This window comes from Desulfatiglans parachlorophenolica, assembly GCF_055394735.1.
In genome coordinates, this window is record NZ_AP042460.1 from 4154820 (window position 1) to 4169527 (window position 14708).

Consider the following 14708-nt stretch of genomic DNA (forward strand, 5'->3'; position numbering starts at 1 on the left):
GCTGGCCCGGCATCGGACTCACCCCGCCCGGGGGGGCCCACGGGCAGGGCAAATCCGGTGGTCCATTGCAGGCAGCAGAGGGGGATCCAGTGGATTTCGTGATTGTCGGGGTCGCCGCGCTATTTGTCTCGGGGCTCACGCTGTTTTCCGGTTTCGGCCTGGGTACGATTCTGATGCCGGTCTTTGCCCTGTTCTTTCCCCTCGAGGTCGCGGTCGCCGCCACGGCGGTGGTCCATGGCGCAAACAACGTCTTCAAGATCGCAGTGGTCGGCAAACACGCTGACAGGGCGCTCGTCGTCCGCTTCGGGGTGCCGGCCATCCTCGCCGCCTTTGCCGGGGCGGCCGCCCTCGGCTATGTCTCCCATCTGGGAGAGATAGCCCGCTACGCGATCGGAGGGCGGACCGCCGTCATCACGCCGATCAAGCTGGTCATGGGGGTCCTGATGCTCGGGTTTGCCTGTTTCGAGCTTCTGCCGCAGCTGCGGGCGCTGAAATTCGACCGCAGGCATCTCCTGTTGGGCGGCCTCCTCTCAGGCTTTTTCGGCGGCTTTTCAGGGCACCAGGGCGCCCTGCGATCGGCATTTCTGGCCAAGGTGGGGATTTCCACCGAGGCCTTCGTGGGGACCAACGCCCTGATCGGGTTCATGGTGGACATGGCGCGGATCGCCACCTATGCGGCCACCTTCTTGATGGCAAGGGCCGCCAATCCGATCGGGCCCGAAGAGTGGCCCCTGATTCTTACGGGGACCCTCGCCGCCTTTCTCGGTGTCATGGCCGGCAAGCGCTTCCTTCACAAGATCACCATGGCGACGATCCAGACCCTGACCGGCGGGCTTCTGGTGGTGATTGCCCTGGCGTTGGCGACCGGTGTGATCTGAAGCCGCCTGTAAAGGAGTCGAAGGTGAACGTTCGATAGCCGGTGAGAGACGAGAGATGGGTGGATGCAGATGATGAAGTGGCAGGCAGATGCCGAGGCAGAGGTGAAAAAGGCGCCGTTTTTTGTTCGGAAGCGGGTCCGCCAGCGCGTGGAGGCGCAGGTTTCGGCGGAAGGACGCCAGGTGGTCACGCTGGACGACGTGCAGGCGGCGAAGAAGCGCTTTCTGAGCCGGATGGGCGAAGAGGTGCAGGGTTTTCAGGTGGAGGCCTGCTTCGGATCGCAAGGGTGCCCCAATCGGGTCATCGAAGACAGCGGCCTGGTGCAGTCGATTGAAAAGGTCTTCCTCGATCAGGATCTGCGGGGCTTTCTGGAGCGAACGGTGCCCGGCCCTTTGAAGCTTCATCATGAATTCCGCGTTGCCCTGGCAGACTGCCCGAATGCCTGCTCCCAGCCGCAAATCAAGGATATCGGGTTGATCGGTGCGGCTGCGCCGTTGCGAACGGAAATCCCTTGCAGTGGATGCGGCGCCTGCCAGGAGGTGTGCCGGGAGGCGGCCGTGGCGGTCGACCCGGTCGGCCACGGCCCGGTGTTCGAGTGGGACCGCTGCGTCCGGTGCGGACAGTGCATCGGAGCCTGTCCCACCGGCACCATAGGCTGCGGGGAGCGGGGGTATCGGCTGCTGATCGGGGGCAAGCTCGGGCGTCACCCGAGACTGGCGGAAGAACTCCCCGGCCTCTACGATGCGGATACAATCCTGCATCTGCTGGAGTGTTGTGTTCGGTACTATAAGGAGTACAGCAAGGGTGGAGAAAGGTTCGCGGCCCTGGTGGAAAGGGCCGGGCCGGCATTTTTCGACCTCCTGTCGGCGGAAGCCCGTCATTACCGGAAAGACGCCTGACAGCCTTTTCAGATCGTCCGCAGTAGAGAAAAACAGGAAAACGGGATCGGACTCGCAGATTCCGGCGAGTCCGATCCCGTTTCGCAAGCGGCCGAGGTTCGCGTCGCTGCGGTCAGTCGGCAGGGTGGCTTTACCTCCTGCTGAATCAGCCGATTCGAGGCCCCGCATCGATGACGCTTTTTGCAGCCTGATCTTCGAACTGGGCGAAGTTCTCCCGGAAAAGCCGGGCCAGCTTGCCTGCCTGTGCATCGTAGTCCGACGGATTCGGCCAGGTAGCTCGGGGATCGAGGATCTTCGAGGGCACCCCCGGGCATTCGGTCGGCACCTGGAACCCGAAGACCGGTTCGGGCCGCATGCGGGCCTTTTCGAGCGAGCCGTCGAGTGCGGCCTTCAAAAGAGCGCGGGTGAATTCGATCTTCATGCGCGATCCCACCCCATAAGGGCCTCCCGTCCAGCCGGTGTTGACCAGCCAGCAGTTCGCCTTGTGTATCTTGATCCTTTTCGCCAGCAGTTCGGCGTAGACGAAGGGATGGCGCACCATGAAGGGGGCGCCGAAGCACGCGCTGAAGGTGGCGCTCGGCTCCTTCACGCCCTTCTCCGTCCCGGCGACCTTGGCCGTGTACCCGCTGACGAAGTGGTACATGGCCTGGTCCTCCGTGAGGCGGGCGATCGGGGGAAGGACGCCGAAGGCGTCGGCTGTCAGGAAGATGACGTTGCGCGGGTGGCCGGCCATGCCGGAACGCACGATGTTGGGCAGGTGGCTCAACGGGTAGGAGGCGCGGGTGTTTTCGGTCAGGCTCGCGTCATCCAGGTCGAGGCGGCGCAGGGTCTCGTGTTCATCGCCACGTTTTCCAGGATCGTTCCGAAACGGCGGGTGCATTCGTAGATCTCGGGCTCCGATTCGCTCGAAAGCTTGATCACCTTCGCATAACAGCCGCCCTCGAAGTTGAAGATCCCCTTGTCCGACCACCCGTGTTCGTCGTCGCCGATGAGCAGGCGCTCCGGATCCGCCGACAGCGTGGTCTTTCCGGTACCCGACAGACCGAAGAAGATGGCCACGTCGTCCGGGTCGGCCTTGCCGGCGTTGGCGGAGCAGTGCATGGAGAGCACGTTCCGTTCGGGCAGCAGGAAGTTGAGGACCGTGAAGATGGACTTCTTGATCTCCCCGGCGTAGGCGGTGCCGCCGATCAGCACGAGCTTCCTGGAGATGTGGAGGGCCACGAAGGTCCCGCTGCGGGTCTCGTCGTCGTCCGGGTCGGCGTGGAATTGGGGGCAGTGCAGGACGGTGAAATCCGGAACGAAGGACTTGATCGGGGCCCGCTCCCTAGGCAGCTGGATGAACATGTTGCGGGCGAAAAGGTTGTGCCAGGCGAACTCCGAGACGACCCGCACGGCCTGCCGGTAGGTCTTGTCCGCCCCCGCGTAGCAGTCCTGCACAAAGACCGTCTTTCCGCGCAGGTAGGCGGCCATCCGTTCGTGGAGGGCCTTGAACCGCTCCTCCGGGTACTTCACGTTCACCTTGCCCCACCAGACATCCCCGGTCGTGTTCGGTTCGTCCACAACATACTTGTCCTTGGCCGCCCGGCCCGTGTGCTGGCCCATGGATACCACCAAAGGCCCCAGGTGCGCGATTTGCCCCTCGTAGCGGCGGATGGAATGTTCGTACAATTCCGGGGTGGAACGGTTCCAGTACACCTGCCCCAGGTGGTGGAGACCGACCTCATCCAGTTGATGGTCGGGTATCAGATCACGATTCTCCATTGGTTGTCCTCCTGTCATGACGGTCAAAGGCATCTTCGATGCTGGAGGGGTTGGATCCTGATTCAATCATCCGATTCAATCGTTTTTTCGCCGTCTTTCCGAACGGCGCAGCTTGGCGCGATCCAAAGCGGGGAGCCCTTTTTCCAGCTTCACGTTCCTCAAACCGGTCAAGGCGCCTCTTTATAACTCTCTCAGGACCTCAAAACCTTTTTATCCCTTTGCTATGGCGGCGTAAGGCCCCTCGCCTGTTCCTCAGCCCAGGTTGGCGTTTACGAAATCCCAGTTGATGAGTTTCTGGATGAAGGCATCCAGGTAATCTCCGCGCCGGTTCTGATAGTCGAGATAGTAGGCGTGCTCCCACACGTCCACCGTCAAAAGGGGCTTCAGTCCATGGGCGATGGGGGTGTCCGCATTGGATGTTTTCATGACCGCCAGCCTTCCCTCCCGCAGGACCAGCCAGGCCCAGCCGCTGCCGAACTGGGTCAGGGCGGCATCTTTGAACTGCTTCACGAAGGCATCGTGACCGCCGAAATCCGCCTGTATCTTTTGGGCTGCGGCGCCCGAGGGCGCCCCGCCGCCGCCCGGCTTCATGGAGTGCCAGTAGAAGGTGTGGTTCCAGACCTGGGCCGCGTTGTTGAAGATGCCGGCCCGGTCGGGGCTCCCGGCGGTCTTCTCGATGATGTTTTCCAGGGTCTCTCCGGCCAGATCCGTCCCTTCCAGAAGTTTGTCGAGGTTTGCCACATACGTTTGGTGGTGCTTCCCATGGTGGAAGTCCAACGTGGTGGCACTGATCGCCGGGGAAAGCCCCTCTTTGGAAAAAGGAAGTTCGGGCAGGGTGATGGTCATGGTGTCGCCTCCTTCTTGAATGGGTTGTCCTGATGGGACGTCATTACTGGAATGTGCCGTGACGTCAATAACGGAGCACAGCTGCAAGGGGGGCCTGGTCCGGGACCTCTTCGGGCGAAACCGCGTATACCCTGCCCCCCGTGAGGAGCGTCTGGATAGCCGTAAAATCCAGGATGTCCTCATCGCCGGGTTCATGGCTCTTGTGCACGTCGACGGTCTGAGCCTCCGGATCGAGCCTGCCCCAGACCTGCACCCCGACGGGGACGAAGACCAGTTCGATCCGCCCGTGAAGCGCCGCCAGGACCGCCTCGGTGACCTCGGCCGTCGTCTGCCCGGTGCCTGCCAGCTGCCGGTACCGGGCGGCGCCATCCTCACGTTCCTGTTTGAATACCGGTTCGACAATGGCCCAGGCCTTTTGGTGAAGCTCATCGGGTTTCATCCGTTCGGGGTTTCCCGGGATGCCTTCATCCATCAGGAAGGGGTAGGTGTTGACTTCTTTATAGAGCGGAAAAAGGTTGTCGACCGCCGCAAGCACCAGAGGGGAGGACCCCTCCGGCGGCAAATCGCGCAGGGATTTATCGACCCTTCGGAACCATTGCCGGATGCGGTTCTTGGTTTCGTTGCCGAGTTCGTGTCCGTGAAAGACGGCGGCGCGTTTACCCCCTGAAGTCGAGCGGGTCCCGGTATGAAATTGCAGCTGCTTTTCCGGGATGCCCTCCGGAAAGGCCTCGGAAAGATTCAGCGGCACATCTTCCAGCTCGATTTCATCGACCGTGTGGCGCGTTCCTGCCAGCAGCCGGAGCTGGTTCTGGCTGATCGCCAGAATATGGAACGTGCCGTCGCTGGTCAACTGGCGCAGCAGAGGCTTGGCGTGAAAGCGGTCCGAGACGACGATCAATTCGGGAAAATCGATCGGGACCCTGAAAAACTCGAGGGCATCCTCGGAGAAAAACACCGCCAGCCCGTCACTCTGCTTTCTCCAGAATGATTGATCCTGCAGGAGACGCTGAGGGGCGTTGAAGAGATCCTGGATCTGCGCTGAGCGCATGTCTTCGGCCTGCAGCCGCTCCTGCGCCTGGCGCAGGAGGTTTTTGAAGCGGATCGGGTCCTGCTCCGTTTCCTTTCCAGCCCGGTGCGTGGGCATATAAAGGGAAACACACCAGCCGAAATGCCGGTCGATGAACGCTCGCCGAAGTCGATCAAGGTTGATTCTATCCATAAAATACCTCCCCGTTTCTTTCGATATTTCATGTGGTTAGCAATGCTGCAACCAATCGTAACCCTACTTCCTTTCCGGGCATGCCCCCCCGAGATGGCCGAGCATGTTTCAGTCCAGGAAAGGGTTTTGCACAATGCCCGTAAGCGCCTTCCGAGAATATCACCGCCGGTGATGATCCGCCGGGTGCTGTTCTAGAGCACGGATCCGAATTTCAGGGCGTGCCTTGAAAAATAGGCTTGGGGGAAGCTTTCCCCGAAGAGGGTGATGATCGACGTGGAAAGCAGAAACACTGTGACCCCGGCTAACACCGACCCCGAAAGTAGGGCCACGAGCACATTGACCGCGACATTGGCCCAGAGGATTGTGGTCAGGAGAAAATTGGCGTCCTGCCTCAAAGCCATGACATGGCGTGCATCTCGATTGCCCACATCTCGAACTCCGGCTTGCTGACTGTAAAAAAGACGAAATTGAGTCCGGACAGCATGGCTGACTGGGAAATGCACAGCATTATGCCGATCCAGAAAAGGATGGGCATGTCAGGCAACCACCGCAGCATCCTTCATAGCTGTCCCATAGTCTACAGGGATTGTCGGTCGCCGTGAATCTATTTATGACCATTTATAACCATGCAGGGGGCTCGCGTGCCGGATTTTCCGGATGGGTTTTTTGAAGCCCCTGTCCAGCGGGTTCCGCCGTCGTCAGGATCAACGAATTTTTTTACGGCCGGCCGCCTATGCCACTCGAGGCAGCAGCTCGCCATGGATACGAAGCCATATGCCTGGACCCTGGTCTCCGGGTGCTGATGGGGCGGCGCCCCTTTCAACCGAGGACCTTGATATTTGCTGGAACGAGGCGGACGGGATCCGGGACAGGCGAGGCGTAGAAGAGAGACTTCGGGGCGTATCTCAACCTATGCGGATGAGACAGTGGTGCCTTGCCTGAAGGGGACAGAACACCGGGTGGCGTCTGTGCCCGGATTGAGGGGCAGATGGGTGCTGGCGGCTTGGGCGGGAGTGCAGAGGAAGGGTGAAGATCCTCCCGAAACGGTGTGCGGGAAAACCGCATATCCCGCTCACTTCTCTACCCGATGCGGAACCTGCGGAAACCAAGGGCAGCCAGGAGTGTGAGAAACGCGAAGAAGAGCATTCCCCGCTCGGTCAGGGTCGGCACGGCCTGGAGAATGGTCTTGTTTTGACCGGTTGGCAAAAAGGTATGGATCCCATTCAGAAGACTTGTCGAACAATGCCCCTTGGACACGCAGAATGAAGGTTTTGCCGCCCGCGGCCGCTTCGGGCGGCGTCCATCCTGACCGGCCAGAGTTTACGGCTGGGCTTCCAGGCCAGGTCGATGTCTTCGCCGATGAGACTTCGAAGCCCCGGGCCAGGATGGCCTCCCGGCCGCCCTTTTGGGTGAAACAGGATTCGAGGTGGCGCAGGCGGACGTTGGCGAATTCCGCAGCGGAATAAACGTCGGCGCGAGCCAGGGTCAGGTCCGGCTCGCATATGTCGGCGGCATCGTCATAGTCTCCGGGCTTCATGCGCTACCCGCTTCGTTTACCGTGTCCAGGCCTGGAAGGCTCACGCTTCTCCCCGCAAAACGCTCTGCACTTTTTCTGCAAGGTTACGGATGTTGAACGGTTTCTGGATAAACGGTATACCGGGGTCTAATACGCCGTGGTGAACGATGGCGTTGTCCGTATAGCCCGACATATAAAGGACTTTGAGATGAGGATGGTTACGGCGCAGCCGGTCGATCAACTCTTTGCCGCTCATGTTCGGCATGACCACGTCGGTGATGATGAGGTCAGGCGGCAACCCCTTTTTTCCCACCAGCAGTAACGCTTCGCCGCCGTTGGCGGCCAAGGTCACCTTATAACCTAAACGTGAAAGGAGGCTTGCCATCAGTTTGCGCAGACTCTCCTCGTCTTCCACTACCAGGATATGTTTGCCGCCCCCATCGTGCGAAACCGCCTCGTGCTTGGCGGCTGCCGGCCGCTGCAAGGCCTCGGTTTGCGGGAGGTAGATCTTGAACGTCGTGCCCTGGCCCGGCTCGGAGCAAACCCAGATGTTGCCCTCTGACTGGGTTATGATGCCGTAGACCGAGGAAAGCCCCAGGCCGGTTCCCCGGCCTTTTTCCTTTGTGGTAAAAAACGGGTCGAAAATATGACGCAAGATCTCCTTATCCATGCCGCACCCGGTGTCTGTTACGGCCAGGTGCACGTATTCTCCCGGTTCGACCCCGGGATGCTTCTCTGCATAGGTATCGTCCAGTTCCACATCGGCGGTTTCGATGAGCAGTTTGCCGCCTTGCTGCATGGCATCGCGGGCATTGACTGCCAAGTTCAGGATCACCTGCTCGATTTGTCCCCGATCGGCCGGTACCCGGGCGATGTCTTTGCCAAGGATCAGCTCCAGTTCAATGTCTTCACCGATCAACCGGCGCAACATTTTTTCAAGGTCCAGGATCAGATCGTTCAGATTCAGTACCTCGGGTTGCAGGGCCTGCTTGCGGCTGAAGGCTAGAAGCTGCCGGGTCAGGGCCTTTGACCGGTGACCGGCCGCCACTATTTCTTTGATATCCTCCTGCAGGGGGTCTCCTTGGTGCAGTTTTTCGAGGATAATCTCTCCGTAACCGAGAATAACGCTGAGCATGTTGTTGAAATCATGAGCCACGCCGCCGGCCAGCCGGCCGATGGATTCGAGTTTCTGGGCCTGCTGAAATTGCTCCTGAAGCGTGTCTTTTTCCTTACCGAGACGCAATTGCTGTGTGATGTCGCGCTTGACCGCCACGTAATTGAGCGTCTGACCCGATGCATCTTTGACCGGTGAGATCGTCGCCTCCTCGGTATAGAATTTGCCGTCTTTGCGCTTATTCACCATACGCCCTTTCCAGATGCGGCCATTGGAGATGGTTCCCCAGAGGCCCTGGTAAAAGGCTTTGTCCTGCTTGTCGCTTTTGAGCAGCCGTGGATTGTGTCCGGTGGCTTCTTCCCGGCTATAACCGGTGACGGCTTCGAAGGCCGGATTGACATACAGGATCGTTCCTTCGGGATCGGTGATCAAGACCATTTCGCCGGCCTGCTCGACGGCCATGGTCACCTTCTGAAGTTCAGCCTCTTTCGCCTGTCTGACCTGGTTTTCCGCTTTCAGATCTTCCAGGATGCTGAGCATCGCGTTTTGGCTCGCCCGCAAATTTCGATTCGCCTCTTGAAGCGCATCATAGCTTCGTTTGCGCTCGGTGATGTCTTCCGATATTCCAAGTAAATACTCCGGCCTACCTTGGCCGTCGAAGAGGAGAACCTTCCTGGTGTGCAAAATCCGCTTACCGAGATGCCGGGTTTGAATGGATTGTTCCGGGATATCGATCATCTGATCGCCGGAAATGACCTCCCGGTCCTTCTCTGCTATGCAATCCGCTTGCTCCTTGGGGAAAAGATCATAATCGTTTTTACCTACCAGTTCCTCCCGGGAGTATCCTATGAGTTCTTTTCCGGCCCGGTTGCACATCACGTAACGAAGGGTGTCTGCGTCTTTCAGGAAGATCACGACCGGGATGTTTTCGAGAATATTCCGAAGAAACGCTTCGCTTTTGCGCAGGTCCTCCGTTCTTTCCTCGATCCGCTGCTCCAGAGATACGTTGAGACGCTGGATCTCGTGAAACCGCTCCCGCAGGGAAGCGACCATTTCCCGGATGTTGTCCGTCAGGTAATGAATTTCCCGGATGGTGCTCTCGGGCCAGACGATTTGCTCGCCCGACTCGAGTCTGGCCGGCAGGTTGTGGCTGACCAGACCAAGTTCTTCAATTCCCGCAACCATGCGCCGGGTCACCCACGCGGCGACGACGTATGAGACGATCAGGATGCTGAACAAGAGGAAGAACTTCCCCGAATATTCGTTGTGGAGCCTTTCCTGAAACGATGAAACCGGCTGTTCCAATATAAGGCGCCATTCGGCTAGATCTCCGACGGCGGATTCGGCCACGTATATGGATTTACCCCAGAGGTCGATGGTGGAGGCGCCGGGGGCAAGCTGAGGGACCCACTGCCGGATCCCCTTTTCAATGTCGCTTGGAGACGCCTTGCTATTCGTTGCAGGCGGCAAGGATTTTCTGTGGAGACCGGTGATTGGTTCAAAACTTCCCTTTCCCATGGAAAAGGGTTTCATGACCTCTTGATCCCCGCGGTTGGTCAGGATCACGCTGCCGTTCTTATCCACCAGGGTGTATTGGAAATCCCGGCCGAGGGCATGGTTCTCGAGAATCGTCCGAATATGGTCGAAATCCATAATGCCCCCCACAGCGCTGTTGTACTCGCCGTCTACCAGCACGGGGGCCAGGAGGATTACCTCCGAACCGGTGTGGCTGAAGCGCGAGGGCATTGCCTCGGAGAGCATGGGCTTCAAGGTCTGGCGGAGGAGTGGCACATAGGGCCTGTCCGCAAAGGACTTCCCGATGTTGGGCCGGCCCAGTTCGTCCACCGTGGGGGAGTAGGCGACGGCGATGCCTTCCCTGTCCAGCAGGCAGATGCGCAGAAAGCCCGGGTCGGAGATATCGGCCTGTTCCAGGCGTGCCTGCATCTCTAAAGGGGATAGCGTTTCCGCCAGTTGAGCTAGATGGACGACTATTGCTTCTTTCCCTGCGACCCAGCTCTGAAGTCTGTCCGTCATATTGTGGCTGTTTCGCTCCACAATCAGACGGATTTCCCTGTCTGTATCGGCCAGATCGCTCCTGGCGTTCTGGATCATCAGAATAATGGATGTCAGCAACACAAACAGAAGGACAAGGTTGGTGAAGACCTCACGGAGGGAGATTCGTTCCGCCTCTGAAGGTCGGCTGAAGCTGGTGAAGACCAGCCGGGCCACCAAGGCGTTGGCGATGCCGTTGAAGGCCTGTTTGGTGATGAGGAAGAGGCTGTTGCTGGCCGGAAACCCGGAGAGGATATAGAAGCAGAACAATCCCATCGGAATGCCGAGAATCATCCAGTAGAGGGCGTCGGCTGTGACCAGGGTGACTCGGCGGCGGGTGAAGAGCCAGCCCGCGACTGCCGACTCCCCAGTCATTGTGATAAAGGCCCACGGGTGGTTCCAGGTCAAATAGGTGTAGCTGGAGATGACGGCGGCGGCAATAACACCCCTGCCCCAGCCGAAGATCTGGAGGGCTAGCATGGCAAAGATGCTGCCGAAGATGAAATGGACGTTCAGGATGGAGAAAGTGAAATGATTGCCGGCCAGACCGGCGGCGATCAGCGCCAGCAACAGCGGATTCGCGTATCGGCCGGTCCTGATATCGGCGATCTGCACCGTGGTTGCCATGGGTTCCTCCTGGATCTTGTGCCTCAGACAAAGTGTCTGCTGAAACAAGTCCGTCATTCCATGATCTTGTACTTTTCCTCTTTGCTGGCCTGCTTTAGCAGCGCATTGACCTCTCGCTTCAGTTCGATGATTCGATCCTCCCGGTCGAGCATTACACTATGCCATCGCTGCAGTTCCCGGAACCGCTCAGCAAGGTTTTCCTCAGCCCGCTTTATTCGGAGCAGGGCGTTGATGGTGGCAAGCAGGACCGGCGGTTCTACGGGTTGAGTCAGATAGCCATCCGCGCCCATATTCAATCCTTGTGCCTTGGACCTGTTGTCCAGATAGGTGGCCGAGATGTGCAGGACCGGTATATGGGCTGTAAGGGGATTTTCCTTTAGCTTGCGACAGACCTCGAATCCATTGATATCCGGAAGGTTCACGTCTAGGACGATCAAGCCCGGCCCTGTAGCCGCCTTTTCCAGGGCACCGCCGCCTGTGGCTGCTTCGATGACCGGGAACCCTTCTTTCTGTATCACCCTGACTATGGCGTAACAGCCCGCGTCGTTGTCGTCCACTACCAGGATAGTCGGCTTATCCTTATGCTGCCTGTTTTTCTCCTTATTGCCCCTCTGCGATTTGCGCGATCGTATCGCGGATCCTGACGACCGCCGCCTCCCGGGATGTGGATTCTTTGGAAAGCACTGCCAAGGCCCGGGCGTTGAGATCCCGGCGCTCGGCCTCGTCCAGCACCTTGGAAGTCAGGATGATTACGGGATATGTTCGGTTCTGGGCGAGGCTTTGAGCCGCGAGAGGGTTTCGAAACCGTCTATATCCGGCATCATGAGGTCGAGAAAGATGATGCTCGGCTGTTCCTCGTCGGCCCGTATCAGGCCCTCTTTACCGCCGGTAGCCTATACTTGGTGTCGGCAAGCTGTCCCTTGAAGATGTGGCGTGCGACCTCGTCATCGTCGATGATCAGTATCTTCTCGATAGGTAGGCGCTGTGCCACTTCCCGGAGCTTGGCCAGAAGCCACTTGCGCTCCACCGGCTTGGTGGCGAAATCCTCGGCGCTGATGGAAAAACCTTTTTGCTGGTCCTCCAACCTCAAGGCGACAAAGACCGGGATATGCTGGGTCGCCTCGTCGGACTTGAGTTTCGTCAGAAATCCCCAGCCATCCTCGCCCTTGAGCAGAATGTCGAGGATGACGGCAAAAGGGGGCGATCGTTTGATCGTTTCCCTGGCTTGTTGTAGGGTGCGAACTGAAAACACCTGAAATCCTGAGCCGTTAAGATAGTGTCCATCCGGAAATGAGGATTTTTGGCCAATATCAAGGAAATGAAGCGTTTGCGCGGAGGCGACCTGGTGGTCGCCGCACAAGCAAACGTGCAGATTGACGCCGAGATTGGCCAAAAAGACCATTTCCGGATGGACACTAAATAGCTCAGAGTATGAGATATGAGCGTTATGGGCTTACGTTTACGGTGAAAGGCGATCGGAGTCAACGTCTGCAAGACGGCCCGGTATCGGCTCAGTTTGACCCACTTCTTGTCGATCCGCAAGATCGGATCAGAACCCATATCATGTTTGCTGCTGAGCCACAAATGGTAAGTGTATGAATCGCTTTCACAAGCCCCATTTTTTTCTGTTTATTCTGATCGGATTCAGCTATTTTTTCAGCTCCTGGGGGATTATCGTGGTTGTTGATACGGACATAGGGATTTCCGATGACAAGATGGAGGCATCTTTGAGGGGCTTGTGAAAGCCGATGGTTCCTCGACCCGGAGACATGCCTGAACCGGGCTGGGGCGAGCTTGTGTGCGAATCTAGAGGGTTTCCTTCCTTAAATGGTCTTTTTTGCCAATCTCAGCGTCAATCTGCACGTTTGCTTGTGCGGTTAACCTGGTCGCCTCGGCACTAACGCTTGATTGCTTTGAGATTGGGAGAAAATCCTCATTTCCGGATAGGAAACAGGGTTGCGCTGGATAGCCATTTCCGGATGGACAACAAAGAACGCCCTCGAGGGTTTGATGAAGCCACGAAGAGTGAAATTTGACCCTGTGAGGCAAAGGAGGACCTTGTGCCTGAAAAAATCTGCATTGTCGATGACAATCTGGTGAATCGGAAGCTTCTGTCTGGAATTTTGAAGAAGGAAGGCTACGAACTCATCGAGGCAGCAGACGGGGAAGAGGCTATTGGACTGACAATGAAGGAATTGCCCGACCTGATTTTACTGGATATCATCATGCCCAAAAAAGATGGATACCAGGTTTGCGCGGAACTGAAAAAAGATGCGCGGAGCACGCACATTCCCGTTATTTTTCTCTCTGCCAAGACCCAGGTGGAAGACAAGATCAAGGGCCTCGATCTCGGAGGGGCCGACTACGTGACCAAGCCCTTTGACAGGGGGGAGGTCCTTGCCCGCGTCAGGACCCAGTTGAATATTGCGCGGCTCACGAGGGAGATTGTGGAGGCCAACGATGAGTTGATGCGAAAGCAGAGGCGGTTGAACGAAGACCTCGAGGCGGCTGCCGGGATTCAGCAGAGCCTCCTTCCCCACGGTGCCCCGGAAATGGAAAACGTGTCGGTCGCATGGCGGTTCATGCCCTGTGACAGCATCGGAGGGGATATCTTCAATGTGATTCGACTGGATGAGACCCGCTGGGGAATATACATGCTGGATGTGAGCGGCCATGGGGTCCCTTCTGCCCTGGTGACGGTATCGGCTTCTCAGTTGCTTCGTCCCCAAAGGGGATTGCTCATGAAGAAGGCGATCCAACCTCCCCCCTATTATGAGATTCGGGGCCCGTCGGAGGTGCTCGATCTGCTGGACCGGGAGTACCCTATCGAGCGGTTTAACAAGTACTTTACCATCACCTACCTGATACTGGATGTGGAAGCGGGCCTTATCCGCTACAGCAATGCGGCCCATCCTCCTCCGATCCTCCTCCGCAGAGATGGACGATTGGAGTTATTGGAAGAGGGGGGCACAATTATCGGGATGGGGGGTGTACTCCCTTTCGAAGAGGGAGAGAAACGCGTCGATCCGGGAGATAAACTCTTCATCTATACGGATGGAATACCGGAGTATGAGGACGAGACAGGGCAACTTTACGGTCAAGAACGGTTTGTTGAGGCATTGCTGCAATTGAGGGAACGACCGATTGCCGAGGTCGTGGATGGGGTGATCGATGCCCTGATGGCCTATGGGAATAACCATCCACCGCGAGACGATGTCACCCTTTTAGGGATCGAGATAAAGGATAAGGCAAACAGAAATCAAGGTGGCTAATGGATTTTAAACGGGTTACGTTTCTGATTGACAGCCGTATGGAGAATGTTCCGCTCGTTGGGATGGCGCTGAACCGGTTGTGCCTGGCCGCCTCTTTTTCTACCATTGATGCCTTTAATATTGAACTGTGTACCGTTGAGGCCGTCACCAACAGCATTCGACACTGCTATGGAGAAAAGGCGGGGCATGAGGTAAAGATTGTATTGACATTTACGACAGAAGATGTGGTGCTGGATATCTGTGACATCGGCCCTTCTATGGATGCCTGTCTGTTGGAAAAGGCGGCTATTCAACACCAGGTCGATGATGACTGCGGCATCGAGGATATTCCAGAGGGCGGAAGGGGGTTGGGCATCATGAGGGAAATCATGGACAGTGTGGCCTATCGATCCGAGGGAGGAGTCAATTGTTTGACACTCAAGAAAAGGCTTCCTCAGAAAGAGACCACATAATCGGATTAGAATTGTTGACGAGACGATGTAGGCTTTTAAAGGGATCCCAATGGGTGTCCGTCGTGAAGTATTTT

Annotated in this window: 12 protein-coding genes and 2 pseudogenes; 4 read left to right on the forward strand and 10 right to left on the reverse strand. The window is 57.7% G+C overall.

The features are described from left to right. The first annotated feature begins 65 nt into the window (after positions 1–65). Both ACZ500_RS19360 and ACZ500_RS19365 read left to right on the forward strand, forming a co-directional pair. Positions 66–878, forward strand: a complete 813-nt coding sequence (locus ACZ500_RS19360; RefSeq protein ID WP_464229094.1) for a TSUP family transporter — start codon at positions 66–68, stop codon at positions 876–878. 69 nt (positions 879–947) lie between these two features. Then, positions 948–1775 carry a PCP reductase family protein gene (locus tag ACZ500_RS19365; protein WP_464229095.1) on the forward strand — a complete coding sequence of 276 codons (828 nt, stop codon included), beginning with the start codon at positions 948–950 and terminating at the stop codon, positions 1773–1775. 145 nt (positions 1776–1920) lie between these two features. Here the strand turns inward: ACZ500_RS19365 and ACZ500_RS19370 are convergent. From ACZ500_RS19370 to ACZ500_RS19415, 10 genes and pseudogenes are all read right to left on the reverse strand, one after another. Next, positions 1921–3536: pseudogene (locus ACZ500_RS19370) on the reverse strand (phosphoenolpyruvate carboxykinase). A gap of 252 nt (positions 3537–3788) precedes the next feature. Continuing rightward, positions 3789–4382, reverse strand: a complete 594-nt coding sequence (locus ACZ500_RS19375; RefSeq protein WP_464229096.1) for a superoxide dismutase — start codon at positions 4380–4382, stop codon at positions 3789–3791. A gap of 64 nt (positions 4383–4446) precedes the next feature. After that, positions 4447–5601, reverse strand: a complete 1155-nt coding sequence (locus ACZ500_RS19380) for a baeRF3 domain-containing protein (protein WP_464229097.1) — start codon at positions 5599–5601, stop codon at positions 4447–4449. 194 nt (positions 5602–5795) lie between these two features. Beyond that, positions 5796–6136 (reverse strand): annotated as a pseudogene (locus ACZ500_RS19385) (DUF21 domain-containing protein); the annotation flags it as partial. Positions 6137–6681: 545 nt separating this feature from the next. Beyond that, a complete protein-coding gene (locus ACZ500_RS19390) occupies positions 6682–6807 on the reverse strand; it encodes a hypothetical protein (RefSeq protein WP_464229098.1) in 126 nt (41 codons plus the stop codon). Positions 6808–7178: 371 nt separating this feature from the next. Then, entirely contained in the window at positions 7179–10910 is a 3732-nt protein-coding gene (locus ACZ500_RS19395; RefSeq protein WP_464229099.1) for a PAS domain S-box protein, read from the reverse strand. A 53-nt stretch (positions 10911–10963) separates the two neighbouring features. After that, entirely contained in the window at positions 10964–11467 is a 504-nt protein-coding gene (locus ACZ500_RS19400) for a response regulator transcription factor (protein ID WP_464229100.1), read from the reverse strand. Positions 11468–11510: 43 nt separating this feature from the next. After that, complete coding sequence (locus ACZ500_RS19405; RefSeq protein ID WP_464229101.1) at positions 11511–11642, reverse strand: hypothetical protein; 132 nt, start codon at positions 11640–11642, stop codon at positions 11511–11513. A gap of 17 nt (positions 11643–11659) precedes the next feature. After that, complete coding sequence (locus tag ACZ500_RS19410; protein WP_464233087.1) at positions 11660–11782, reverse strand: response regulator; 123 nt, start codon at positions 11780–11782, stop codon at positions 11660–11662. After that, positions 11779–12312, reverse strand: coding sequence for a response regulator (locus ACZ500_RS19415; protein ID WP_464229102.1), 534 nt, complete (start codon positions 12310–12312; stop codon positions 11779–11781). Before ACZ500_RS19415 ends, ACZ500_RS19410 begins: the two co-directional genes overlap by 4 nt. Before the next feature lie 658 nt (positions 12313–12970). Here ACZ500_RS19415 and ACZ500_RS19420 point away from each other — a divergent pair. Then, positions 12971–14182, forward strand: a complete 1212-nt coding sequence (locus tag ACZ500_RS19420; protein WP_464229103.1) for a PP2C family protein-serine/threonine phosphatase — start codon at positions 12971–12973, stop codon at positions 14180–14182. Beyond that, the gene (locus ACZ500_RS19425) at positions 14182–14634 is read left to right on the forward strand and encodes an ATP-binding protein (RefSeq protein WP_464229104.1); all 453 of its coding nucleotides are present in this window, start codon (positions 14182–14184) and stop codon (positions 14632–14634) included. The genes ACZ500_RS19420 and ACZ500_RS19425 overlap by 1 nt, the downstream gene beginning before the upstream one ends. Positions 14635–14708: the final 74 nt, after the last annotated feature.

Bases quoted from the DNA above. Each gene is read 5' to 3' on its own strand.
- ACZ500_RS19425 (WP_464229104.1), top strand. From the start codon at position 14,182: ATGGATTTTAAACGGGTTACGTTTCTGATTGACAGCCGTATGGAGAAT.
- ACZ500_RS19395 (WP_464229099.1), bottom strand. From the start codon at position 10,910: ATGGCAACCACGGTGCAGATCGCCGATATCAGGACCGGCCGATACGCG.
- ACZ500_RS19380 (WP_464229097.1), bottom strand. From the start codon at position 5,601: ATGGATAGAATCAACCTTGATCGACTTCGGCGAGCGTTCATCGACCGG.
- ACZ500_RS19365 (WP_464229095.1), top strand. From the start codon at position 948: ATGATGAAGTGGCAGGCAGATGCCGAGGCAGAGGTGAAAAAGGCGCCG.
- ACZ500_RS19415 (WP_464229102.1), bottom strand. From the start codon at position 12,312: ATGGTCTTTTTGGCCAATCTCGGCGTCAATCTGCACGTTTGCTTGTGC.
- ACZ500_RS19375 (WP_464229096.1), bottom strand. From the start codon at position 4,382: ATGACCATCACCCTGCCCGAACTTCCTTTTTCCAAAGAGGGGCTTTCC.